Origin of the sequence: Agromyces subbeticus DSM 16689, from assembly GCF_000421565.1 — a bacterium.
Taxonomy (GTDB): Bacteria; Actinomycetota; Actinomycetes; order Actinomycetales; family Microbacteriaceae; genus Agromyces; species Agromyces subbeticus.
This window is the reverse complement of record NZ_ATXG01000002.1, coordinates 93,844-118,394: the sequence shown is the minus strand read 5'-3', so window position 1 is coordinate 118,394 and position 24,551 is coordinate 93,844. Positions and strand designations below refer to the sequence as shown.

General features: G+C 70.2%; 20 protein-coding genes. 2 read left to right on the top strand and 18 right to left on the bottom strand.

All coding sequences use genetic code 11. From position 1 onward, the window contains the following. Positions 1-37: 37 nt before the first annotated feature. From H521_RS0104295 to H521_RS21480, 6 genes are all read right to left on the bottom strand, one after another. Positions 38-2,362 (bottom strand): transglutaminase TgpA family protein, encoded by a 2,325-nt coding sequence (locus H521_RS0104295; protein WP_022891800.1) that lies wholly within the window; start codon positions 2,360-2,362, stop codon positions 38-40. A gap of 3 nt (positions 2,363-2,365) precedes the next feature. Next, complete coding sequence (locus H521_RS0104290) at positions 2,366-3,757, bottom strand: DUF58 domain-containing protein (RefSeq protein ID WP_022891799.1); 1,392 nt, start codon at positions 3,755-3,757, stop codon at positions 2,366-2,368. A gap of 1 nt (position 3,758) precedes the next feature. Continuing rightward, complete coding sequence (locus H521_RS0104285) at positions 3,759-4,733, bottom strand: AAA family ATPase (RefSeq protein WP_026481898.1); 975 nt, start codon at positions 4,731-4,733, stop codon at positions 3,759-3,761. Between the two features lie 26 nt (positions 4,734-4,759). Further along, the gene (coaD, locus tag H521_RS0104280) at positions 4,760-5,251 is read right to left on the bottom strand and encodes a pantetheine-phosphate adenylyltransferase (RefSeq protein ID WP_022891797.1); all 492 of its coding nucleotides are present in this window, start codon (positions 5,249-5,251) and stop codon (positions 4,760-4,762) included. Between the two features lie 124 nt (positions 5,252-5,375). Further along, positions 5,376-7,616: an ATP-dependent DNA helicase RecG gene (locus H521_RS0104275; protein ID WP_022891796.1), complete on the bottom strand. Its 2,241-nt coding sequence runs from the start codon at positions 7,614-7,616 to the stop codon at positions 5,376-5,378. After that, positions 7,613-8,419, bottom strand: coding sequence for a tetratricopeptide repeat protein (locus tag H521_RS21480; protein ID WP_022891795.1), 807 nt, complete (start codon positions 8,417-8,419; stop codon positions 7,613-7,615). The genes H521_RS0104275 and H521_RS21480 overlap by 4 nt, the downstream gene beginning before the upstream one ends. Before the next feature lie 90 nt (positions 8,420-8,509). On the opposite strand from H521_RS21480, the gene H521_RS0104265 reads away from it, so the two are divergent. Beyond that, positions 8,510-9,121 (top strand): RsmD family RNA methyltransferase, encoded by a 612-nt coding sequence (locus H521_RS0104265; protein WP_026481896.1) that lies wholly within the window; start codon positions 8,510-8,512, stop codon positions 9,119-9,121. On the opposite strand, the gene thiL is transcribed toward H521_RS0104265, so the two are convergent. Continuing rightward, entirely contained in the window at positions 9,091-10,101 is a 1,011-nt protein-coding gene (thiL, locus tag H521_RS0104260; RefSeq protein WP_022891793.1) for a thiamine-phosphate kinase, read from the bottom strand. The two genes, H521_RS0104265 and thiL, sit on opposite strands and share 31 nt — an antisense overlap. A gap of 28 nt (positions 10,102-10,129) precedes the next feature. Further along, the gene (locus H521_RS0104255) at positions 10,130-11,866 is read right to left on the bottom strand and encodes a VWA domain-containing protein (RefSeq protein WP_022891792.1); all 1,737 of its coding nucleotides are present in this window, start codon (positions 11,864-11,866) and stop codon (positions 10,130-10,132) included. Between the two features lie 237 nt (positions 11,867-12,103). Between H521_RS0104255 and H521_RS0104250 the strand changes: the two genes are divergently transcribed. Beyond that, positions 12,104-12,622 carry a DUF3515 family protein gene (locus tag H521_RS0104250; protein ID WP_245560934.1) on the top strand — a complete coding sequence of 173 codons (519 nt, stop codon included), beginning with the start codon at positions 12,104-12,106 and terminating at the stop codon, positions 12,620-12,622. 32 nt (positions 12,623-12,654) lie between these two features. Here the strand turns inward: H521_RS0104250 and H521_RS0104245 are convergent, their stop codons facing one another. The 10 genes from H521_RS0104245 to H521_RS0104195 all read right to left on the bottom strand — a co-directional run bounded on the left by H521_RS0104245 (position 12,655) and on the right by H521_RS0104195 (position 24,527). Further along, the gene (locus H521_RS0104245; protein ID WP_084511930.1) at positions 12,655-13,743 is read right to left on the bottom strand and encodes a D-alanine--D-alanine ligase family protein; all 1,089 of its coding nucleotides are present in this window, start codon (positions 13,741-13,743) and stop codon (positions 12,655-12,657) included. Then, positions 13,643-14,806, bottom strand: coding sequence for an NAD(P)H-dependent glycerol-3-phosphate dehydrogenase (locus H521_RS0104240; RefSeq protein WP_051159178.1), 1,164 nt, complete (start codon positions 14,804-14,806; stop codon positions 13,643-13,645). Before H521_RS0104240 ends, H521_RS0104245 begins: the two co-directional genes overlap by 101 nt. Then, on the bottom strand, positions 14,772-15,548 hold the full coding sequence (locus H521_RS0104235) for a lysophospholipid acyltransferase family protein (protein WP_022891788.1): 777 nt from the start codon (positions 15,546-15,548) through the stop codon (positions 14,772-14,774). Before H521_RS0104235 ends, H521_RS0104240 begins: the two co-directional genes overlap by 35 nt. A 7-nt stretch (positions 15,549-15,555) precedes the next feature. Continuing rightward, positions 15,556-16,923, bottom strand: coding sequence for a UDP-N-acetylglucosamine 1-carboxyvinyltransferase (gene murA, locus H521_RS0104230; protein ID WP_026481893.1), 1,368 nt, complete (start codon positions 16,921-16,923; stop codon positions 15,556-15,558). Further along, positions 16,920-17,540, bottom strand: a complete 621-nt coding sequence (leuD, locus tag H521_RS0104225) for a 3-isopropylmalate dehydratase small subunit (RefSeq protein WP_022891786.1) — start codon at positions 17,538-17,540, stop codon at positions 16,920-16,922. The genes murA and leuD overlap by 4 nt, the downstream gene beginning before the upstream one ends. A gap of 2 nt (positions 17,541-17,542) precedes the next feature. Continuing rightward, on the bottom strand, positions 17,543-19,003 hold the full coding sequence (leuC, locus tag H521_RS0104220) for a 3-isopropylmalate dehydratase large subunit (protein ID WP_022891785.1): 1,461 nt from the start codon (positions 19,001-19,003) through the stop codon (positions 17,543-17,545). Between the two features lie 165 nt (positions 19,004-19,168). Further along, positions 19,169-19,672, bottom strand: coding sequence for an FHA domain-containing protein (locus tag H521_RS21475; RefSeq protein WP_022891783.1), 504 nt, complete (start codon positions 19,670-19,672; stop codon positions 19,169-19,171). A gap of 42 nt (positions 19,673-19,714) precedes the next feature. Beyond that, a complete protein-coding gene (locus H521_RS21470; protein ID WP_156891276.1) occupies positions 19,715-22,249 on the bottom strand; it encodes a transglutaminase TgpA family protein in 2,535 nt (844 codons plus the stop codon). Next, positions 22,246-23,562 carry a DUF58 domain-containing protein gene (locus tag H521_RS21465; protein ID WP_022891781.1) on the bottom strand — a complete coding sequence of 439 codons (1,317 nt, stop codon included), beginning with the start codon at positions 23,560-23,562 and terminating at the stop codon, positions 22,246-22,248. Before H521_RS21465 ends, H521_RS21470 begins: the two co-directional genes overlap by 4 nt. Further along, positions 23,559-24,527: an AAA family ATPase gene (locus H521_RS0104195; protein ID WP_022891780.1), complete on the bottom strand. Its 969-nt coding sequence runs from the start codon at positions 24,525-24,527 to the stop codon at positions 23,559-23,561. The genes H521_RS21465 and H521_RS0104195 overlap by 4 nt, the downstream gene beginning before the upstream one ends. Positions 24,528-24,551: the final 24 nt, after the last annotated feature.

Genomic DNA, 24,551 nt, shown 5'->3' with positions numbered 1-24,551 from the left:
CGGAACGGAGAATGCTTGATGGCCACGATCGACGATTCTACGCGTCGCCGGATGGGCGTTCGCCCAGCACGCCGCGCGCGGCGTCGAAGAGCGAGCGCGGCACGAGCGCGGCACGAGCACGCTCGACGGGAGTCGCTCCTTCGATGAGTGCCGCACGCACCAGTGAGAGCTGCTCGAGCGCCTCGTCGTGGAGCGCGGACCCGTTCCCGGGGCCGTAGCGCTCGCGTTCGACCGCGTCTCGCAGGGACAGCAGGGCGGCTGCCGGCGCCTGCTCGCGGAACGCAGCACGTTCGCCGATCGCCGTCGCCACGGCTCGGGGGGTCTGGGTGGCATCGCCACCCGTGCCGAGGTCTCGTGCGGTGGCGATCACCTCGTCCCACGCGGCATCCGCCGGTCGCCGGCCCTTCGCGATGTTGCGACGGCGGGCAGATCGCTGAACGAGCCGGAGCGCCGCGGGAAGCAGGAGGAGCAGTACGACGAGAAGTGCGATGGGCACGGTGCGCTGCCACCACGCGTTCGACGCGAGCGTGTCGGCGCTCTGGCCGGAGAGCGCGCGATCGGGGTCGAGCTCGGGGCGGCCGGTCGAGCCCGGTGTCGACGGGGCGGCGCTCGGCAACGTCGGCCCGGTCTCATCGCCGGCACCGGGTCGCGAGTACCCCGGCACGCTGCCACGGCCGGGCGTCGGCTCGAAGGGCACCCAGCCGATGCCCTCGAAGTACAGCTCGGGCCACGAATGCAGGTCGTGCGAGTCGACCTCGACGCGCTGCATGCCCTCGACCCGCTCCTGCGTCGGCGTGCCCGGCGTGTAGCCGAGCGAGATGCGCGACGGGATGCCCGCCTCGCGCGCGAGCACCGCCATGGTCGAGGCGAAGTGCACGCAGTAGCCGGCCTTCGCCTCGAGGAACTGCGCGATGACGTCGAACCCGCCGCCGTCGTACCCGTCTGCGACCGGGGCCTCGGTGGAGTAGTCGAAGTCGGGAGAACGGAGGAAGGCCTGGATCGCGACCGCCGCGTCATATGGCGAGGTCGCCCCCGCGGTGACGGCTGCCGCGGTCTCGGCGATGATCGCCGGCACTTCGTCGGGCATCTCGAGCGATGCTTCGAGTTCTGACGGCAGTTGGCGCCCTGCGTCGCGCAGTTGCGCCACGGTCGGCTCGACCTCGAGCCTCGTCACCTCATAGCGCTGCCCACCGGTGTTCGTGTCGACGCTGCGAACGGCGAGCGAGCCCTCGTCCCAGAACCACGAGCCCGACAGCCCCTCGATGCGCGACGTGGGGTATGGAACCGGCAGCCAGGTGGTGCGCACCTCGTCGACGACCACCTCGATGGGGTGCTCCGACGTCGCCACCTCTGCCGAGAGCCCGTCGGGGCGCGGCATCGCATCGACGGTGTTGTCGCCATCGACGGCGGCGTCGGTCGCGCCCCAGACCTCGCCCTCGAAGCGGTCGAGGGTGAGCAGCGTGAAGTACGGCCGATCGGCATCGCGGGCGAAGTAGTGGAAGGCCGGGCGGGGTTCGGGTCGGCGCAGGTCTCGGCCGAGATCGATGAACGGACTGACCCCGCGCGCGAAGAGGGTGCCCTGGCTCGGCGAGCCGAGCAGCAGGCTCGTCGACACGCTCGGCGTGGAGGCCGCCAGCACCGAAGCGGCCAGCAGGCCGACCGCCGCGAGACCGAGCGAGGCGCCGAGCGTCGACACGATCGGCACCCGCTTCGGCGGCACGATCGTGGCGGCGTCGTCGCCCTCATCGCCGGCCTGCAGTCGGGCGTGACGCCGCACCCGCACGTCGATGCGAAGCAGCAGCAGGTACGCGGCCGCCGTGAGCACGAGGGTCGGCGTCTCAGCGCCCGCCTCGATGATGAACCCCGGCACCAGGATCGGCACGAGTGCCGGGGCCGCGGCGAGCGCCGGCATGCGGAAGGTCTGCACGAACAGGTCGGTGAACACCGCGAGCACCCCGACGCCGAGAGCGAGGGCGAACAGCAGCGGGGGCACCGGGATGGCGGGCACCGACTGCTGCTCGATCGTGCGCTGCGCGCCCGTGAGCAACTCGCCGAACGTCTCGAAAGTGCCCTGCGTCGGGATGAGCAGCGCGATGCTCGTCGACCCGCCGAACACCAGTGTGAGCAGCAGCAGCATCACCACGAGCTCGAGCACCGGCACGAGGGAGGCCGGGGTGCGGAGTGCGCGAAGCCCGGCTCCGGAGAACAGGGTTCCGGCTGCCACGAACGCGCACAGCCACCACCAGCCGCTGCCGGCGATGAGCGGGCCCAGCGCCATCGTGGCGACCACGAGCAGGAGGAACGACGACGCCGTGAGAGCGAGCCGCTGCAGCCGCGACAGAGGGATCGGGTCAGGACGCATCGTTCACCCCGTCTCCGTGGTGAACAGGTCGGGCGACGCGGCGCCAGCGGTCGAGCTCACCGCAGTGGGTGCGGACGACGGCATGGGAGCAGCCGACCCCGCCCACGCCGAGGCGATGTCGGCGGCCCGCCGCACGCGGACGACGCGCCAGTCGGACTTCTCGAGCGCCTCGATGACCGAGGGGGCGACCGTCTCGGTCACGAAGGCGACCGCGGGTTCGAAGGTCGATCGCAACGCCACGAGCGTGCGGGCATCGTGTTCGTCGGGATCGATGAGCACGGCGAAGCCCGGCATGCGCGCCTCGCGCCCGCGCGGACCCGATGCGTGCGCCGGCGCGTGCTGCACGTCACGCGACGACGGGTGCGATGACGGTTGCTCGAGCCGCGCGAGACCCTCGAGCAGCAGGTGATCGCCGCCGGGCATGCGATAGCCGGCACCGGAGTCTTCGGAGAGCAGGCTGCGCTCTGGATCGTCGACCCGATCGCATCGCACTCGGAACCCCCGCTCGAGCAGGTGCATGCCCACCGAGGCAGCGACCTCGACGCCGAGTTCGAATCCGAAATGGGTGTCTTCGGCACCCTCACGGCGATAGGCCGAGGACTTCGGCCGGCCTGCGAGCGTCGTGTCGAGCACGATGCGCGCTTCGGGATCGCCGCGCTGCTCCTCTTCGCGCACCATCAGCTCGCCGCGGCGGGCCGTGGCGGCCCAGTTCACCCGGCGCATGGGGTCGCCGTAGCGGTACTCCCGGGCGATCAGCTCGTCGGAGTTGGGGTGCGTGCGTCGCTGCAGCCCGTTGAGCACGCCGTCGACACTCGCCGCGGAGCCGAGAGCGGCATCGAGCGGAGTCACCCTCGGCGTCACCACCACCTCATGGCCGTTGCCCACGTCGCGGTCGATGCGGGCGAGCCCGAAGGGATCGGAGATGCCCACGCGCAACGGGCCGACCTGGAACACGCCGCGACGCGGCATCCGGAGCCGGTACTCGAGGCGCACGGTGTCGTCGCCTGCCGGCAGCATCGACTCGTACGGGCCGATCGCGGGCAGGATGGCCTCGGGCGCCGATGCGAGTCCGGAGGGCACGCCGTCTCGCCAGTGGGCGCCGTCGAAGGTGCGGCGTGAACGGTTCTTGACGACGAGGGCGACGAGCGTCGAACCTCCGGCGGCGATGACCGGCGGCGCGAAGCGCCGGGTCACGGCGAGGCGCGGCGTGCGCAGTGCGACGAAGAGGGCCGCCACGCCCGGCATCGCGATGCCGACGAAAGCGAGCACGAGGATGTCGCGCAGGTCGAACCACAGCGACAGCGCCAGGAGGAGTACGCCCACGATCACGAGCGTGGCGCCGCGCCGGGTGAGTCGCGGCCAGATCGCGACTTTTACGGAGCGTGGGCGCCACATGTCAGTTCCTTCGAGCGCTGCCGACCGGAACCGGCGTCTCCCCCACGATGCGGCGCACGATGGCGTCGATGAGCGGCCCGCTGTCGCGGTCATGCGCACCGATCGCACGACTCGTCGGCACGAGGCGGTGCGCCAGCACCGGCACCGCGAGCGCGTCGACGTCGTCGGGTAGCACGAAGTCGCGACCGTGCATGGCGGCATGCGCCTTCGCCGCCCGAATCAGCTGCAGAGTCGCCCTCGGGCTGGCGCCGAGCCGCAATTGTCGGTCGTCGCGCGTAGTCCGTGCGAGCTCGACCGCGTACTCCTTGACCGGCTGCGAGGTGAACACGTGCTGCACCGCCTCGATCATGCCGCGGAGCTCGTCGAGCGTGACGACCGGCCCCAGGGAGTCGAGCGGGCTCGAGGTCTCTCGGGTCGAGAGCATCGCCAGCTCGTCGGCCGACGAGGGATAGCCCATGGAGATGCGCGCCATGAATCGGTCGCGCTGCGCCTCGGGCAGCGGGTACGTGCCCTCCATCTCGACGGGGTTCTGCGTCGCGATCACCGTGAAGGGCGGTTCGAGGCGGTACGTCGTGCCGTCGGCCGTGACCTGCCGCTCCTCCATGCATTCGAGCAGGGCCGATTGCGTCTTCGGGCTCGCCCGGTTGATCTCGTCGCCGATCACGATGTTCGCGAACACCGGCCCGTGCTTGAACTCGAAGCGACGACTCGCCTGGTCGAAGACCGAGACGCCGGTCACGTCGCTCGGCAGCAGGTCGGGAGTGAACTGGATGCGACTGACCGTCGCGTCGACCGAGCGGGCGAGGGTCTTGGCGAGCATCGTCTTGCCGACGCCCGGCACGTCTTCGATGAGCAGGTGACCCTCGGCGAGCAGCACGGTGAGGGCGCTCGTGACCGCGTCGCGCTTGCCCGCGATGACCGCCTCGACGTTCTGCACGATGGCCGCGGCACGCACCCCGACCTCGTCGATGCTCATCTTCGCCGTGACGGCGGCGGTGTCGGTCATGGCGTCATCGCCGACTGGAGGTACTCGGAGACGGAGGCCGGCACGTAGGGCGCGACGTCGCCGCCGAGGGCGGACACCTGGCGCACGAGCGAGCTCGACACGTGCGCGTTGGCCGGATCGGGAAGGAGGAAGACGGTCTCGACCCCGGCGAGATGCCGGTTGACGATGGCCATGGGCGTCTCGTAGGCGACGTCGAGCTGCGATCGCACGCCCTTCACGAGCACGGATGCCCCGACGTCGGTGCAGTAGTCGACGAGGAGACCCATGCTCCACGATGCGACCACGATGCGCCCCTGGATGCCGGCGTCGGCGATCGAGCGCTCGATGAGCGACACCCGCTGGCCGATGGGCAGCAGCGCCGACTTGTCGGGGTTGTGCACCACCACGACATGCAGCTCGTCGTAGAGCCCCGCGGCCCGCCCGATGACATCGAGATGGCCGAGCGTGACGGGGTCGAACGATCCTGGGACGACGGCGATCCGCTGCATACGCTCCAGCGTACTGCCCGCGTGGCCGGTCGTCAGGGGCTGTGCACAGTCTCGGAGGCTGTGCACAGCCTCGACTCTTGCTCTGGTTTCAACCCGTGCTCCGGTTTCAGCCCGTGCTCCGGTTTCAGCCCTTGCTCAAGTAACCGCTCGTCTCCTCGTCGAGGCGACGGCGCACCGCGGCCGCGAGGGCCGGATGGTCGGCGAGGCCCCCACCGCTCGCGAGCACGTCGTGCGCGAGCTCGCGGGCCTCGGCGATGAGGTCGCCGTCACGGGCCACCTTGAGGAGCTTCAGCGAGGAACGGCCGCCAGACTGGGTGGCGCCGAGCACGTCTCCCTCTTGCCGCAGCTCGAGGTCGGCCTGCGCGAGGTCGAAGCCGTCGAGCGTGGCCGCGACCGCCTCGACACGCTGCAGCGCGAGCGAGCCGGGCACGGCCGAGGTGACCAGGAGGCAGATGCCCGGCACGCTGCCGCGCCCCACCCGGCCGCGCAGCTGGTGCAGCTGCGAGACGCCGAACCGATCGGCGTCGACGACGACCATCGCGCTCGCGTTCGGCACGTCGACGCCGACCTCGATCACGGTCGTGGCGACCAGCACGTCGAGTTCACCGGCCGCGAAAGCGCGCATCGTGGCGTCTTTCTCGTCGGCCGACATTCGCCCGTGGAGGGGTGCGACGCGGGTCTCGGCGAACCGGGGATGCGCCAGCAGCTCGGCGAGCACGGCGGCGACGGATGCGACGGGGGCCGCGGCATCCGTCGGTGCGTTGCCGCCCGAGCCCGCCTCGGCGACGGCGGCCTCGGCCGCGGCGCCCTCTTCGAGGACCTTCGGCTCGATCGCCGGACACACCACGAACGCCTGGCGCCCTTGCGCGAGCTCTTCGGCGAGGCGTTCCCAGATGCGGGGCCGCCATGCCGGTCGGATCGCGAGCGGCACGACCTGGGACGTGATGCCGGCGCGACCGGCCGGAAGCTCGCGGATGGTCGAGACGTCGAGGTCGCCGAAGACGGTCATCGCGACGGTCCGCGGAATGGGGGTGGCCGTGAGCACGAGCACGTGCGGGGGGTTGCGGCCCTTGAGCCGCAGCGCCTCGCGCTGTTCGACGCCGAATCGATGCTGCTCGTCGACCACCACGAGCCCGAGGTCGGCGAAGGAGACTGTCTCGCCGAGCAGGGCGTGCGTGCCCACGACGATGCGCGACTGGCCGGCGGCCGCGCGGAGCAGCGCCTTCTTGCGCTCGGCGAGAGGCAGCTGGCCGGTGATGAGCGTGGGCATGAGCTCGGCCGCGAGATCGGGACCGAGCATCTTCGCGATCGACCTGAGGTGCTGGCCCGCGAGCACCTCAGTCGGGGCGAGCAGTGCCGATTGGCCGCCTGAGTCGGCGACGGCGAGCATCGCCCGCAGCGCGACGACGGTCTTTCCCGAGCCGACCTCGCCCTGCACCAGCCGATTCATCGGCACCGGCTCGCCGAGGTCGTGGGCGATCTCGGCGCCGACCTCGAGCTGGTCGCCCGTGAGGGTGAACGGCATGGCGGCGTCGAACCGTTCGAGGAGCCCGCCCGCGACAGGAAGCCGTGCAGCGGTCGCGTGCGTCCTCAACTCGGCTCGGCGGGCGAGCAGGGCGGTCTGCAGCACGAACGCCTCGGTGAAGCGCAGGGTGCGCCGCGCGCTCTTCCAGTCGCCGTCGCGTTCGGGCCGGTGCACGAGTTCGAGGGCGTCGCGGTGCGCGAGCAGCGACTGCGACTGCCGCACGCTCAGGGGAAGCGGGTCGTCGAGGGGCGCGAGCCCGTCGAGCACGAGCTCGACGGCCTTCGCGATCTGCCAGCTGGCGAGCGTGCCGGTGGCCGGGTAGATCGGGATCGGCGCCTCGGCCCATCGCTTGGCCGCGGCGTCGCCGGCCTCGAGCGGGGCGGCATCGTCGAAGAGCTCGTAGTCGGGGTGGGCGAGCTGCCGCTGTCCCTTGTAGTCGCTCACCTTGCCGGCGAAGATGCCCCGCCGCCCTGGGCGGAGGTCGGCCGCGCGCCAGCGCTGGTTGAAGAACGTGAGGGTCAGCACGCCGGTGCCGTCGGTGATCTTCGCCTCGACGATCGAGCCGCGCCGGGCGCGCATCGACCGCTCGCCCACCTCGATCACCTCGGCGATGATCGTGATGTTCTCGTCGAGCGGCAGCGTCGCGAGCGCCGTGAGCTCACCGCGCATCGCATAGCGACGCGGGTAGTGCGCGAGCAGGTCGCCGACCGTTCGGTGCCCGAATCCACGCTCGAAGGCCTGCGCCGTGCGACCGCCCAGGGCACCCGACAGGCGCGAATCGAGGGTGAACGATCCCGGCGGCGTCGCCCCGTCGGTGATCGCGTCTGCGCCCTCGGTCATGCGTCGATCGTAGGCTCCGCCTCCGTCAGCGCGGCGAGCTCGGCCTGCACGTACGGGTCATCGGGTCTCGCGGCAGCGAGTTCCCGCTGCAGAGCGAGGGCCTCGTCGATGCGATCGAGGCTGCGCAAACAGCGCGCGACCGACCATCGGGCGACGTGGCGCTGCTCGGTCGTGCCGAAGCGATCGGCCGCCTCGACCGCCTGCTCGAAGTGCGAGAGCGCTGCTTGGGCCCGGCCTGCGTCGTGCATGGTCCAGCCGAGGTTGTTGTGCAGGGCGATGCCCCACCGCAGCACCCGGGCGTCGCGCACACCGGCGAGCACGTCGAAGCCCTCAGCGGCCCACTCCTCTTCGTGCCCGGCGTCGTTCAGCGCGAGCATGTGCAGGGCATCGAGCACGAGGAACGGCGAGGCCGCGAGCGCCGCTTCGCGCACCCCGCGGGTCAGCTCGGGAATGGCGTCGGCAGGCAGGCCGGCGGATGCCGCGAGCCGCCCCCGCTCGATGGCCACTCGCGCGCGCAGCTCCGCGGCATCCGCCGGGGAATCGCTCGCGGGCACTCCGGCGGTGACCGACTCGAGCGCGGCGAGTGCCTCCCCCGCCCTGCCCTGGATGCCGAGCGCCCTGGCCAGCTGGGTCGTCATCACGGCGCGAAGGTGCGCGGAGTTGCCGTCGTCGTCGGCGGCCTCCCGGAACCGCTCCTCGCTGGCCGCCGGGTCGCTGAAGTCCCAGAGTCGGTCGATCATCTGCTGTTCGGCGCCGCGGTGTCGGGACGGGTCGGCGGGCACCTGGTCTGTCGAGTCATCCACCCACCCATCATGGCAGCGCGACGAGCCGTCATGCAGCGCAGCACCCCATCATGGCAGCGCGACGACACCGAACGTTATGCTGCCCTGAGCATGACCCGTATCATTTCCGGATTCGCCGGCTCCCTGACCCTCCGCGTGCCGCGCGCCGGCACCCGGCCGACGAGCGACCGCGTGCGCGAGGCGATCTTCTCTGCCCTCGAGGCGCGAGATGCCCTCGAGGGGTCCCGAGTGCTCGATCTGTACGCTGGGTCGGGTGCCCTCGGCCTCGAGGCGGCGAGCCGGGGCGCGACCGATGTCGTGCTCGTCGAGCGTGCGAAGCCGGCGGCCGAGGTCTGCCGTGCCAACGCGGCGGCCGTCGTGAAGGCCGCCCGAGGCCACTCTGCGCCGCACATCCGTGTGGTCGTGCGCGCGGTGGCCGCCTACCTCGAAACCGCACCGGCCGGCGTCGACATCGCGTTCATCGATCCGCCGTACGATCTGTCAGAGAGCGCGCTCGCCCGCGACCTCGAGCTGCTCGCGCCGCTCCTCGCCGCCGACGCCGTCGTGATGGTCGAGCGCAGCTCCCGCTCCCCCGAGCCGCAGTGGCCGAGCGGCATCGCGGCCGAACGGCGGCGCGACTACGGCGAGACCACGCTCTGGTGGGCGACCACGGTACAGCCCGCCGAGCCCGATCAGCCCGTACGGCCGTCCCAGCCCGAATAGGGGTCCCACCCGTCGGCGCCGATCGGATCGCCGTCGAGCAGGAGCGCCCCCGCGGCATCCGTGACCGAGCCGATGCGCTCGAAGGGCGCAGGCAGCGTCGTTCCCGGCGGGAACGTCGCGAGCAGGCCGTGGTCTTCGGCGCCGGCGAGGGCGAGCCGTACGTCGGGGCCGAGCGCCGCCGACGAGAAGTCGAGGCCGACGCCGCTCGCGAGGGCGATGCGGCGGGCGTCGCGGGCGAGGCCGTCGGAGACGTCGAGCATGGCGGTGGCACCCGCCACGGCGGCCGCGACGCCGGCGGCGACCGGCGGCTCGGGTGCGAGCTGCGCCGCGATGAGCAGCGGATGCCGCGCCCGCAGCGCCTCGGCCAGTGCGGCGTCGGGCTCGCCTGCGGCGTCTCTCGCCTCACCGAACAGCAGCGCGAGCCCTCGAGCGGCATCGCCTCGTACGCCGGCGTGGGCGAGCACGTCGCCTGGGCGGGCGCCGCTGCGAGTGACCGGGGCACGGCCCTCGAGGTCACCGAACGCGGTCACCGCGATCGTCAGCACGGGAGAGGCAGAGAGGTCGCCGCCCACCACGCCCGCACCCGGCGCGAGTGCGGCGAGCCCCTCGCGGAGGCCGTTGGCGATGCCCTCGAGCACCGAGGCATCGGTCGAGGGCGGGGCGGCGATCGCGACCACCAACGCGGTGGGTCGGGCGCCCATCGCCGCGACATCCGTGAGGTTCGTCGCCGCGGCCTTCCAGCCGAGTTCGAACGGGCTCGACCAGGCCAGCCGGAAGTCGGGCCCGTGCACCATCAGATCGGTGGTCACCACGAACCGGCCATCGACGGCCGCGACGACCGCGGCATCGTCGCCGGCGCCGAGGAGCGCGGCATCACCGGCCCGCAGCCGCGGCAGGATGCGTGCCAGCACGGCGTCTTCGCCGAGTTCTCCGATGGTGCGATGGTCGGCCGCGGCATCCGCTCGCTGGGGGTCGTGCATGCCTCTCACGCTAGCGTGCCGCGCGGCCTCAGCAGTTGGGACGGCACGCGCGCTGCGACAGGGCGTCGGTGAGCACCGCGCTGAGGTCTTCGGGGCGGGCTGCCGAATAGGCGGCTCCGCCGGTCGCCTCGGCGATCCTGCGCATCGCCTCGAGGTCGGTGTCGGGGCCGATGCCCACGAGTACCACCGGCACGGGCTTCTCCGGGTCGTTCAATGCGGCGAGCTCGGCCAGCAGTTGCTCACCCGAGATGCCGTGCTCGTCTTCGTTGCGTCCGTCGGTGAGCAGCAGCACGGAGTTGGCCTTCTCGGGGTCGTAACCGGCGCGCACACTCTGCACCGCGGCGAGCGTGGTGTCGTAGAGACCGGTGGCGCCACCGAGCCGGGATGGCAGCGACGCGATCACCTCGTTCAGCAGTTGCTTGTGTGCGTCGTTCGAGAGGCGGTCGATCGGGGCGAGCGACTCCCAGTCCTCGGCCCCCGAGCGGAGCGTCGAGAAGCCCCAGATGCCGAGGTCGACCTGGCCCGAGAACTGCGCCAGGGTGGCGCCTGCCGCCTGCTGGAGCACGTCGATGCGGCGCTGGCCCGACACGGTGGGCTCCTCCATCGACCCCGAAAGGTCGATCACGGTGAGGATCCGGGAGCGCACACTCACGACGCCCCACGTGCGGAGGATCGCGACCTGAGCGGATGCCGCGGCCGAACTCACCTCGATCGGTGCCTCGATCACGCCGTCCTGCTCGAGCGTGCCGCCACCGCTTCCATCACGGAAGCCGTCGGCCGCGAATCGCTCCGTCGCCTCCCAGAGCACCATCTTCAACGCTCCGAGCTCACGCGCGCGGAGTTCGAGCGCGAGCGCCTCGGCGTCGTTCTGCGCGCGCCGCCGAGCCGCCTCCGGCAGGTGCTTCGCCAACTCGGTCTCATCGAGCAGCCGAAGGAAGGGATAGCTGAGCGCAAGACTGCCGTCGGCCGGATAGAGCGCGAGCAGCGGCTCTGCGCCCGCCTCGCGATTGTGGAGCGCGATCTGCTGTTCACTCGCGATGGCGACAGTGCCGGGATCACTGACGCTGAGCGCGGCGAACGCGGCGTCGGCGGTCGCCGGCACCTCGCCGTTCAGGGCGAACATGGCGTCCTGGAACTGCCGCGGCTGGGTGATGTCGGCCCGGCTCTCGAGCGACTGCAGGGCGTTCAGGCTCGCCGACGACGCCTCGGGGTCGGGCAGCAGCGCCGGGAACTCGCCGGTCAGGAGCGCCTTCCAGCTGACGTCACGATCGGCGAACTCCTCGGCGCGACTGACGGGGGCCGCGAAGACGACCGGGCTCGTCGCGACCGAGCGCTCGAGCGCGATGTCGGGCACCGGGCGGCCGAGCGAGCGCGCCATGCTCGACATGCGCACGAGCCACACCGGCGAGTCCGGGATCCAGGCATCGACATCGGAGGCAGTGCCCGAGGCGAGCACGGCCGCGGTGTCTGCGGACTCCTGCGCGAGCACCTCCGTGCGCGAGCAGGCGGCCTCGCTCGCGTCGTACTCGGCTGCGACGGCCTGCACGGTCGATGCAATGGCCCGGTCGGCCACGACCGTGAGCTCGACGGGCTCGATGCACTCGGGCACCGAGGCGATCCATGCGTCGAGCCCGCCCGTCGCCCACGCGGTGCCGACGGCGCCGACGCCGCCGACGAGCGCCGCGATGGCGACCGCCGCCGCGATGACGCTGCTCGTGCGACGGCGCCGTCTCCGGCTCTGCTCTCGCTCGCTTCGACGGCTCACTCGCGCTCCATTGCTCGACTGCTCGACGGTGAGCTGTCTCGATCACCGCGCTCGGGGAGGCCGCGGTGCCGGATCAGTGGGTGGACGAGGCGGCACCGCAACGCATTGGTAAGCAATCATTACATTCAAGCCGTCTGAGCGCACCTCCCGCGCGCGACGAAGATGGCGCACACATGGCGTCGGGCACCGATCTGCGCGGCAAGCTTGCGCCGAGCCGCTCGCGATAGCCTGAGCAGGATGTCTGAGTCACCGATGCCCGCGTGGTCCAATCCGGCGCTCCGCGCCCTTGCCGCCTCGACCGTCACCGCCGTATCTGTGCTCGTGCTCGCCGCATGCAGCCAAGCGGTTCCGGTCGAGGCCGCCGACGCTGCGAGCGATCCCGCGTGCGCCGCCGTCGTCGTGCGGCTGCCCGATGCCCTCGCGAAGGACACCGAGGCCGAGCAGGCCCAGCGCGAGACCAACGCCCAGGGCACGGGTGCCTGGGGCACGCCGGCCTCCGTCGTGCTGCGGTGCGGCGCCGAGGCACCGGGCCCGACGACCGACCGCTGCGTCACGGTGAACGGGGTCGACTGGGTCATCGACGAGTCGTCTGCGCCCGACTACCTCTTCACCACGTACGGTCGCACGCCGGCCGTCGAAGTGCTCGTCGACAACGACGTGGTGTCGGGCACGACGGTGATCACCGAGCTCGCCGACGCAGTCTCGGTCATCCCCGCCGATGGCGCCTGCACCACGATCGGCGAGAACGCCGGCTGACTCCGCCGGCCGAGAGCCACTCGTCGAGTCGCCTAGCGGCTGCCGCGCGCGTGCCCCGCATCGATCAGCTCGGCGATCAGGTCGGGATAGCTGAGACCCGACTGCACCCAGCAGGTCGGGAACATCGAGATCGGCGTGAAGCCCGGCATCGTGTTGATCTCGTTGACGACGAAGCCCTCGCCGGTCAGGAAGACATCGACCCTGGCGAGCCCCTCGGCGCCGATCGCCTCGAACGAGCGCTGGGCGATGCGCTGCAGTTCGAAGAGCTCGCCATCGCCGAGCTCGGCCGGGCAGATGAGGTCGACACCCGGCGCATCGAGGTACTTCGCCTCGAAATCGTAGAACTCCCGGCCGGTGACCACGACCTCGCCGGCGACGCTCACCCGAACGGATGTCTCGGCGCCACCGAGCACGCCGCACTCGATCTCGCGGCCGACCACGGCGGCCTCGACGAGCACGGTGCCGTCTTCGGCGAACGCGGTCTCGAGCGCGGCGTAGAGCTCCGACCAGTCGGCGACCTTGGTGACGCCCACCGAGGAGCCGGCGCGCGCCGGCTTCACGAACACGGGCAGGCCGAGCGCCTTCGTGCGCCGTTCCCACAGTTCGCGGTTCGCCTCGAGCCCCGCTCGAGTGAGGGTCACCCACGGCGCGACGGCGATGCCCGCGCCCTCGAGCACGGTCTTCGTGAAGTGCTTGTCCATGCCGATCGACGAGGCGAGCACCCCGTTGCCGACATAGGGCAGCCCGATCAGCTCGAGCAGCCCCTGAATGGTGCCGTCTTCGCCGAACCTGCCGTGCAGGATCGGGAACACGACGTCGACGTCGCCGAGTGAACGTTCGCCAGAAGCATCCGTCACTCTCAGCTCGCGTGACGACGCGCTCTCGGGCCAGCGCACGCGACTGCCGTTGTCGACGACCTCTGGCAGGTGCGCCGGGTCGAGGGCGAAGCGATCGGCGTCGTCGGACTCGAGCACGAGCGCCCCGTCGCGGGTGATCCCGACGGGGATCACCTCGTAACGACTACGGTCGATCGCCCGCAGCACTCCGCCCGCCGTTGCGCAGCTGATCGAATGCTCGCTGGAACGCCCTCCGAATAGCAGAACCACTCTGAGCTTGTCCATCGATCGTCCTTTCGCCCTGCGGCTCGTCGTCGGTCGTGAGGTGCGGCGCGATGTCCTTCGGGTCGAGGGTGCCCGCGAGCACCTGCCGCACCTGTTCGACGATGGGCATGTCGACGCCCATCGCTCGCGCCAGTTCGAGGACCGGCCCGACCGAGGCGAGCCCCTCTGTGGTCTGCTGCATCTGATTGACGACGTCGTTCAGGTGGTAGCCCTGGCCGAGCAGCCGGCCGGCCGTGTTGTTGCGCGAGAGCGGCGACTGGCTCGTCGCGATGAGGTCGCCGAGCCCAGCGAGGCCGGCGAGGGTCTCGGGGTGCGCTCCGTAGGCGACCGCGAAGTCGGTCATCTCGACGAGGCCGCGCGTGATGATCGAGGCCTTCGTGTTCTCGCCGTAGCCCACGCCGTCGACGATGCCGATCGCGACGGCGATGAGGTTCTTCAGCACGCCGCCGAACTCGGTGCCGATGACGTCGGTGTTCACGAACGAGCGGAAGTAGCGGTTGCGGGCGACGGATGCCACGGCCTGCGCCGTCTCGAGGCTCGTCGACGACACGACGGCGGCCGTGGGCTGCTCTTTGGCGATCTCGAGCGCGAGGTTCGGCCCCGAGATCACCGCGATCTGCGCGGGGTCGATGCGCAGCACCTCGGCGATGACCTCGCTCATGCGCTTGCCGGTCGACTTTTCGACGCCCTTCATGAGCGACACGACCGTGGCTTCGGCGTGCAGATGCGGAGCCATCGCGACGAGGTTCTCGCGCAGCGACTGACTCGGCACCGACACGTAGACCTGCTCTGCACCCGCAAGGGCGAGATCGAGGCGGCTCGTGGCCCGGAGGCCGAGCGGCAGGTTCACGCCCGGCAGGTAGTCGCTGTTGCGCTTGCCCTCTTGGATCTCACGGGCGAGCTCCGGGCGCCGGGCCCAGAGCACGACATCGGCCCCGCCGTCGGCGAGGATCTTCGCGAACGTGGTGCCCCAGCTGCCGGCGCCGAGCACGGCGACGCGCTTGCCGGCGACCTTTCGCGACGGAGTTCTAGTCTTCAAGGCGACCGGTCTCCTTCTGGCCATGTGCGGCCGGATTCCAGCGCGCGGCCGGAGCCGGTTCGCCCCGCAACTCGGCGAGCAACTCGGCGATGGCGGCCATGAGCTCGTCGGTGGCGGCGAGGAGCGTTCGCTGGTCGAGCGGCTTGCCTCGATACGCGCTGAGGTCGAGCGGTTCGCCGATGATCACGTCGATCGTGTTGCGCGGGAACACGCTGATCTTCTTGCCGTACCGGGGCATCAGGGTCTGCGTGCCCCAGTGGGCCGCCGGAATGATCGGGATGTCGCGTTCGAGCGCGATGCGCACGGCACCGGTCTTGCCCCGCATCGGCCAGAGATCGGGGTCGCGGGTCAGCGATCCCTCGGGGTAGACGACGACCATGCGGCCCTTCTCGACGAGCTCTTCGGCCGCCCTGAGCGCTGCATGGCTGCGACTGCCGGCCCGCTCGACGGGGATCTGCCCCGACGTGCGCAGGAGCCAACCGAGCACCGGATTCTTGAACAGCGACGCCTTGGCGAGGAACCGGGGCGCGCGGCCCAGCTTCCATGCCGCCGCACCCATCACGAGTGGGTCGATCTCGCTGAAGTGGTTGGGCGCGAGCACGAACGCGCCCGACTGCTGCATCCGCTCGCGGTGGTGGAACCGGAAGCGGGCCGCGACGGCGAGCGGTGGCAGGGCGATCGCGGCGAGGAGCCAGAAGAACGAGGGGCGGCGGGTCTCCGAACGTACCCTCGCCGGGGAGTTCGAAGACGGGTCGTCGTGTGGCACTCCCCCATTATCCTTCGAGTTCGAAATCCGCCCCGAGCAGCTCGAGCTTCGTGATGAAGTCCTCGTAGCCGCGCGCGATGATTCCGACGTTCGAGACAGTGGATCGGCCTTCGGCGGTGAGCGCCGCGATGAGGTGGCTGAAGCCGCCGCGCAGGTCGGGCACCTCGATGTCGGCGCCCGTGAGCTTCGTCGGCCCGGAGATGACGGCCGAGTGCTTGAAGTTGCGCTGTCCGAAGCGGCACGGCGCAGAACCCAGGCATTCCTTGTGCACCTCGATCGAGGCACCCATCTCGACGAGCGCGTCGACGAATCCGAAGCGCTGCTCGTAGACCGTCTCGTGCACGATCGAAACGCCCTTGGCCTTCGCGAGGGCCACCACGAGCGGCTGCTGCCAGTCGGTCATGAAGCCGGGGTGCACGTCGGTCTCGATGATCACCGGCGAAAGCTCTCCGCCCGGGTGGAAGAAGCGGATGCCGTCTTCCTGGATCTCGAAGTCGCCGCCGACCTTGCGGAACACGTTCAGGAACGTGAGCATCTCGGCCTGGCGGGCACCGCCGACGAAGATGTCGCCGTCGGTGGCGAGGGCCGCTGCAGCCCAGCTCGCGGCCTCGTTGCGGTCGAAGAGGGCACGATGCGTGTAGCCGTCGAGCTTCTCGACACCCTCGATGCGGATGACCCGATCGGTGTCGACCGTGATGATCGCACCCATCTTCTGCAGGATGTTGATGAGATCCATGATCTCGGGCTCGATCGCCGCGCCCGAGAGCTCGGTGATGCCGTCGGCGAGCACCGCGGTCAGCAGCACCTGCTCGGTGGCGCCGACGCTCGGGTAGGGCAGCGACACCTTGGCGCCGTGCAGCCCGCCGGGTGCGGACATGCGGATGCCGCTCGGCAGCTTCTCGACGATGGCGCCGAAGTTGCGCAGCACCTCGAGGTGGTAGTCGATGGGGCGATCGCCGATGCGGCAACCGCCGAGGTCGGGGATGAACGCCTCGCCGAGGCGGTGCAGCAACGGCCCGCAGAACAGGATCGGGATGCGGCTCGAACCGGCATGCGCGTCGATGTCGGCCATGTGCGCCGTCTCGACCGCCGACGGGTCGAGGATCAACTCGCCCTCGATGCCCTGCGTGACGCTCACGCCGTGCACCTCGAGCAGCCCGCGCACGATGCGGACGTCACTGATGTTCGGCACGTCTTTCAGCACGCTCGGGGTGTCGCCGAGGATGGCCGCGACCATCGCCTTGGTGACGAGGTTCTTCGCGCCCTTCAGCTCGATGCGGCCACGGAGCGGCTTGCCGCCGTTGATCGTGATCTTGTCGACGTTCAATCCGACTGCCGTTCCATGGTTCTTGGCATCCTGCCCGAGTGTGTTCACAGACTCCCTGATTCCGCCGGCTCCCGGATGGGGAGCGTTGTCGGCCGCCACGCTTCTCGATGAGACTCGAACTCGGTGATGGCGGCTTCGTCTCTGAGGGTGAGCCCGATGTCGTCGAGTCCCTCGAGAAGCCTCCACCGAGTGTAGTCGTCGATGTCGAACGGCACTCTGAGCGACCCTACGGTCACAGTTCGCTCAACGAGATCGACCGTCACCGCTATTCCCGGCTCGGCCTCGACAACCGCCCAGAGCCGTTCGACGTCTTCGTACGCGACCTGAGCTGCGACGAGGCCCTGCTTGCCCGAGTTGCCGCGGAAGATGTCTCCGAACCGCGAGCTGATCACGACGTCGAAGCCGAAGTCGCGCAGCGCCCACACAGCGTGCTCACGGCTCGAGCCGGTGCCGAAGTCGGGCCCGGCGATGAGCACCTTCGCGCCCTGGTACTCGGGCCGGTTCAGCACGAACTCGGGGTCTTGGCGCCAAGCGTAGAACAGCGCGTCGTCGAACCCGGTCTTCGTCACGCGCTTCAGGAACACGGCGGGGATGATCTGGTCGGTGTCGACGTTCGACCGGCGCAGCGGCGCCGCGGTGCCCGTGACGGTGGTGATCTTCTCCATGGTCAGTGCACCTCTCCTTCGGTCTGCAGATCCCAGGGACTCGAGAGCGTTCCGCGAATCGCGGTGGCAGCGGCGACGAGGGGCGAGACGAGGTGCGTGCGACCGCCCTTGCCCTGCCGGCCCTCGAAGTTGCGGTTGGAGGTCGAGGCGCACCGCTCGCCGGGCGCGAGCTGGTCGGGGTTCATGCCGAGACACATCGAGCAGCCGGCGAAACGCCACTCGGCGCCGAAGTCGGTGAAGACCTTGTCGAGGCCCTCGGCCTCGGCCTCGAGCCGCACGCGAGCCGAGCCCGGCACGACCATGACCCGCACGCCGTCGGCCTTCCGCTTGCCCTTGACGATCGAGGCGAACGCGCGAAGGTCTTCGATGCGGCTGTTGGTGCACGATCCCATGAAGACGGCGTCGACCTTGACGTCTTTGAGGGGCGTGCCCGGTTCGAGCGCCATGTACTCGAGCGCGCGCTCGGCGGCGGCTCGCTCGTGCTGGTCGGCGATCGTCGCCGGATCGGGCACCGTCTCGGAGAGCGAGACGCCCTGACCCGGGTTCGTGCCCCAGGTGACGAACGGCTCGAGCGTGTCGGCGTCGATGAAGACCTCGGCGTCGAACTGCGCGCCCTCGTCGGTCGCGAGGGTCTCCCAGTACTCGACCGCGGCATCCCAGTCGGCACCGGCCGGCGCATGCGCGCGGCCCTTGAGATACGCATAGGTCGTGGCATCCGGAGCCACCATGCCCGCTCGAGCACCTGCCTCGATCGACATGTTGCAGATCGTCATGCGGCCGTCCATCGACAGCGCGCGAATCGCACTGCCGCGGTACTCGAGCACGTAGCCCTGGCCGCCACCGGTGCCGATCTTCGCGATCACCGCGAGGATGATGTCCTTCGCGGTGACGCCGGGCCGCAACGCACCCTCGACGTTGATGGCCATCGTCTTGAACGCCTTCAGCGGCAGGGTCTGCGTGGCGAGCACGTGCTCGACCTCGCTCGTGCCGATGCCGAACGCCATCGCGCCGAACGCGCCGTGCGTCGAGGTGTGCGAGTCGCCGCAGACCACCGTGATGCCCGGCTGGGTCAGCCCGAGCTGCGGGCCCACCACGTGGACGATGCCCTGCTCCTTGTCGCCGAGCGAGTGCAGGCGGATGCCGAACTCGGCCGCATTGCGACGCAGCGTCTCGATCTGCGTGCGGCTCGTGAGGTCGGCGATCGGCTTGTCGATGTCGAGCGTCGGCGTGTTGTGGTCTTCGGTCGCGATCGTGAGATCGGGGCGGCGCACCGGGCGGCCGGCGAGCCGCAGCCCGTCGAAGGCCTGCGGGCTCGTGACCTCGTGCACGAGGTGCAGGTCGATGTAGATGAGGTCAGGTGTGCCGTCTTCGCCCTCGGCCACAAGATGGGCGTTCCAGACCTTCTCGGCCAGGGTTCGCGGGTGTTCGATCGTCTCGACGGTGTTCGTCGATGCTGCGTTCATGCGTTCGTCTTCCTCAGTTCCGGGGGTCAGCCGACGACGGACTCCGCGGCGGGGAAGGCCTCAGAACGAAGCCCCGCCGCGGCACCGAAGGAGAAGACGTCGTCGTGCGCGCACCACTTCAGGCTAACACCTCGGAAATGGAGGAGCGGCCAACGCGTCGTCACGTCACAAGCGTTCGACGGACACGACGAACGATCCCAACTCGATGCGATCGCCCGGTTGCAGCACGACCCGCTCGCCCGCCGCGAGATCGCGTGCGCCGCTCTGCCGGCCGGTCACGAGCACGCCGTTGGTCGAATGCAAGTCGGTGACCGAGAGCTCTGCACCCTCGAGATCGATGACCGCGTGCGTCTTGGAGACGGACTTGGCAGGGTCGACGACCGGCACGAGTGCGGCATGCGGGCGCGCGGGAACCGCCGACGGATCGCGGCCGAGCACGAGCGAGCCGCCGACCTGGAACCGCTGACCATCGGCGAGCGTGAGCACCCACGGGCCGTGCGCCGTCGCCTCGGAGACGGGCGCCACCGGCGCAGGCGGAGCCGCAGGACCGGTCACGGCCGAGAAGACCGGGAATGTCGCCGGCGGCACTTCGCGCGCGCGCGGCGGCGCGGCCTCGACCGTGTCGGGGATCAACCCGGGAGGCGGAACGATGAACCCCTCGTGTGCCACGACACCACTCTAGCGAGCAACACGGCGCATCGAGGCGCACCGTCACCCTGCTGCCGGTGCCGCGAGCGGCCCTCCCGATTCCGTCGTCCCTGGCATGGTCGGCGCGCTGGGCGGCGCCGACTGCGTGCCGGCGGCCCCCGCCTTCGCAGTCGAGGAGCCGGAGATGTCGACCTTCGACCAGTCGCGCTTGGATCGGATGCGGAAACGGCTGAAGAGGCGACGCAGTCGACCGGATGCCGCGCGCACGAGTCCGACCGATTCGATCACCTCGCTCCAAGTCTGCTCGACCACTGCCTCGTCGACCTCGTGTCCGCCGAACACCGCACGATCGGTGGCATCGGCCAGCGGCATGATGCGGATGCTGCTCGCCGGCGAGTCGGCGCGCACGACGCGAACCGGACCGGTGTCCGTGTGCCGGGCGGGCACGTCGCCGAGACCCTGCGCGCGGAGCTGGTCTTCCAGCGACGAGGCGACCTGTCGGCGGCTCCCGACGCGAGGCACCTCGAAGCCGAGTTCGGCGAACTCGTCGGTCAGCTCGTCCCACGCACCGGCGACACGGCGATCGCCGGAACCCTTGGTGCGGCGGCGCCGGCGCCGCCGGGCCTTGATCGCCGCGATCACGAACATGGTTCCGAAGAAGAGCAGCAGCGGAATGCCCACCGCGCCGGCCGTGATCCAGGCCCACACCGGAATGATGAAGCCCTGATCCTTCTTCTCGTCATCGCTGTCGTCGATCTCGACGGCGGTCAGCAGGTCTTCGTCCTCGTTGTCGCTGCGCGGAGGCTGGCGCACCTGGGGCTGCGGCTCGGACTTCGGCTTCGGCGTCTGGTCCTGCGGGATGTCGGTCTCGTCGGGTGTCGGCTGGAAGGAGACCCAGCCGACGCCCTCGAAGGCGACCTCGACCCAGGCGGTCACGTCGTCGCCGACGACCTCCACCGACTCCGCGTCGTCGCCGATCTCGGGGGCGAAGCCCATCACGACGCGCGAGGGGTAGCCGAGGTACCTGGCCATGAGCGCCATGGCGGAGGCGTACTGCTCTTCGTCGCCGATCATCTGGCTCCGCGTGAACAGCTCGATCATGCGGTCGGCACCATGTCCGGCGCGCGAGGGTACCGAGTCGGAGGCGAGACCGTGACTGAGGAAGCCCTGGGTCTTCAGCGCCTTCTCGATCGCGCGAAGCTGCTCGATCGGCGTCTCCGCCGTGCCGGCGAGTTCCTGTGCCTTGGCGACGACGACATCGGGCGTGTTCTCGACGGGTGGGAGATCGAGCCGGGCGGCCGGCGTGTCGACGAGGTCGGCGTCGTCGATGCCCTTCTGCGTCGTCGCGTCGATCGTGTACCGATAGCCGTCGCTGACGCCGCTTGTGAGCACGGCAGTGCCGGTCGACGGGTTGTACCGGAGGTCTCCGGCGCGATCCGAGCTCGTGCGGTCGTCGAAGACCAACCGGGTCGGATACCCCACGCCCGGCAGCCACACGTCGTCGTACGCGCTGACCTCGATCTCGGCCGTGCGCTCGGCGCCCGGCCGCATCAGCTTCGGCAACGGGATCGTCTCGCCCACGAGGGAGAACCCGCCGTCGGTCGATGCCATGTCGTCAGGACCTGCGACGTTCCAGAGCTTGCCGTCGTAGGCGTCCATGCTCGCGAGGCGGATCACGTCGCCCGGTTCGAGACCCGTCGCCGTGAAGATCGGCGTATCGGCGAGGTCCTTCGTATAGGCGCGGAATCCGGCGAGCGGACTCGGGAACGCGAGTGGATCGAAGGGCGGCGTGATCTCTTCACGCAGCACGAAACGATCGGGTTGGGTGGGCGCCAGCGCGGTGCCGGCGAGAGCGCCGACGAGAACCGCGCCCGTGACCAGGATGCCCGTACCCATGAGCTTGCGTCGCTGCAGCCTGCTGGCGCCGTCATCGCTCGCAGAAGCGACGGCGCGGCGTCGCCAACCGAGCCAGATGAGCGCGATCGCCGCGAAGGCGACACCTCGCACGCCCGCGAAGTACGCCTCGTCCGTGCCGAGCAGAATTCCCGAAAGGAAGAGGAGGGCAGGGCCGACGAGGAGGACGCTCGCACGCAACGGCGTGCGCTTGGTCACCAGCCAGCGGCTCGCGAGCATCGTGCCGATGAGCGCGACGAGCCACGTGGCGAAGTACGGCACGACCGGGATGTAGTACGGCGCCTCGACGGGCGTCTGCAGCGTGACGATGTCGGCCCAGCCCCAGACCGCGCCGAGCGCGAGTCCGGCGAGCGTCTCGAGGCTCGGCAGGAATCCGAACAGTGACTGGCCCGGCATGGTGAGCACGCTGCCGAAGAGGAAGTAGCCGAGCATCGCGGCGAGCACGTTGGTCAGGACGCCGAGTCGCAGCACGTAGCCGAGCACACCGAACCCGGTGCCGACGACGAGTCCGCCGACGCCTGCGAGCAGGAAGTTGTGGTCGCCGAACGAGGTCTCGTAACCGATGACGCCGAGCAGCGAGAGGATCGACAGGATGACGACGTCGAGCCAGGCCCGCGACGGGAAGAGGCGGGTCGACGGCTGCGCGGCGGCCTCGGCGGGCGCCACTGGTTCTGGAACACTCACGGTCGAACCCTCCGGAGAACACGCGGCAGGTCGCCGATCTGACCGATGGTGACCACGGTGAGTCCCGAGACCTTCGCGATGCGCGAAGGGGCCCCGAACTCGGCACGGAATCCGATCGTCTGGGTATCGAGGCCGAAGATGCTCTCGGCGGCGCGGAAGTCGGCGAGTGGCACCTTCGAGCCGGTGACGATCATCACGACGCTCGGGGCGGGCAGTCGCTTCGTCGAGTCCCGCGCGAAGTCGCGAAGGTTCTGGTAGTCGCCCGAGGTCTCTTCGAGACGCGACGAGTCATCGAGCAATGCCACGGGCGTCGCCGTCGAGAGGGGCATCCGCTCGCTCACGATGCTCATGTTCGTGCCGTCGCGCACGACCTGCACGCCGATCGACGCGGTGATCGAGATCGCGAGCTCGAACTCGTCGTCAGAGGAGTACGCCGTTCGATCGGTCGAGTGCACGATCGTGAGCTGCGAACGGCGGGTCTCCTCGAACTGGCGCACCATGAGCTGGCCGGTGCGCGCCGAGGTGCGCCAGTGCACGTTGCGCAGTGCGTCCCCGGGCTCGTAGGACCGCAGGGCGTGGAAGGAGATGTCGTCGTTCGTGATGGTCTTCGTGATCTCGCCCTCGAGGTCGCGAACGAGGCCCGAAGCACTCGGGGCGAGTCGGGCGGTCACGGGGTGCACGAAGAGCTCGACCTGATCGGTCCAGCGCACGGTGCGGCGCAGCAGCCCGAGCTGGTCGCCGCGAACGGTGATCGCAGGGCCGGCGACGATCACGGCACGCCGGTGCGTCGGCACGGCGAACAGCTCGTCGTGCTCGGCCTTCGGCGCGAGCACCGGAATGACGAACTCGGCGACGCCGTCGCCCACCGGCAATTCCATGCGCGATGGGATCGACGCCTTCGCCGCGATGTTCGTCACCACCATGCGGCCGAGGGCTCGTTCACCAGCGACGACGCGGTGCGGGTTCAGCTCGATGTGCACGCCGAAGTTGGTGCGCCCGAAGACGAAGGCGACGGCGACGAGCAGGGCTGCGGCGAGGGTCGCGCCGACATAGCCGAACTCGACCCACCCGAAGATGCGACTGAGCGCGAACGCCAGGATCGCGCCGCAGACGACGATCCAGCCGAGCGGCGAGATCACCCGCGTGACGGGCGTCGCGAACGCGAAGAGTCGCCTGAGCGCCTGCCCGGCCAATCGCGCGATGTTACGGAGCCCGCCGAGGAGCGCACGCCACAGGCCTCGCAGCGCGATCAGCGACTGCGAGGGCGCGCGCGGAGCTGGTTCGACGCGTTCTGCGGGAGTGGTGCCACTCATGCCGCGCGATAGGCCGGCGGCTCGATGTCCACCAGCACGCGGCTCACGATGTCTTCGGCGGTCACGCCGGCGAAGTCGGACTCGGGGTCCACGATGATGCGGTGCGCGAGCACCGGCACCGCGAGCTCACGCACGTCGTCGGGCGTCACGTAGGTGCGACTCTGCGACAGCGCCCACGTCTTCACCGCACGAGCGAGGGCGAGCGCACCTCGCATGCTGACGCCGAGCGTCGAATCCTTGTGGCTGCGGGTCGCGGTCACGATGTGGTTCAGGTACGCGAGCACGGATGCATCGACGTACACCTCGGAGGCGAGCTGGGCCATGGCCGACACCGAGTCGGGCGCGATGATCGGCGAGATCTTCGACGCACGAGCGCGGTTCGACGAGTCGAGGAGCAGTGCGACCGCGGTGTTGTGGTCGGGGTAGCCGAGCGAGGTCTTGATCAGGAAGCGGTCGAGCTGCGCCTCGGGCAGCGTGTAGGTGCCCGCCTGCTCGACCGGGTTCTGCGTGGCGATGACCATGAACGGGCGGCCGACGTCATGACTCACGCCGTCGACGGTGACACGGCCCTCTTCCATGACCTCCAGCAGCGCCGACTGCGTCTTCGGGCTGGCGCGGTTGATCTCGTCGGCGAGCACGACCGACGCGAAGATCGGGCCCTTGTGGAACTCGAAGACGCCCTTGCCCTGGTCGTAGATCGTGACGCCGGTGACGTCGGAGGGCAGCAGGTCGGGCGTGAACTGGATGCGCGAGTTCGAGCCGTCGAGCGTGTTCGCGAGCGCCTTCGCGAGCACCGTCTTGCCGGTGCCCGGCACGTCCTCGAGCAGCACGTGGCCATCGCTCAGCAGCGCCATGACGACGAGCCGGATGACCTCGCGCTTGCCGAGGATCGCCTGGTCGACGTTGTCGACGAGCTTGGTGAAGGCGTCCGAGAACCAATCGGCCTGTTCCTGTGTCACTGACATGTTTGCTCCTCTGATGTATGCAGG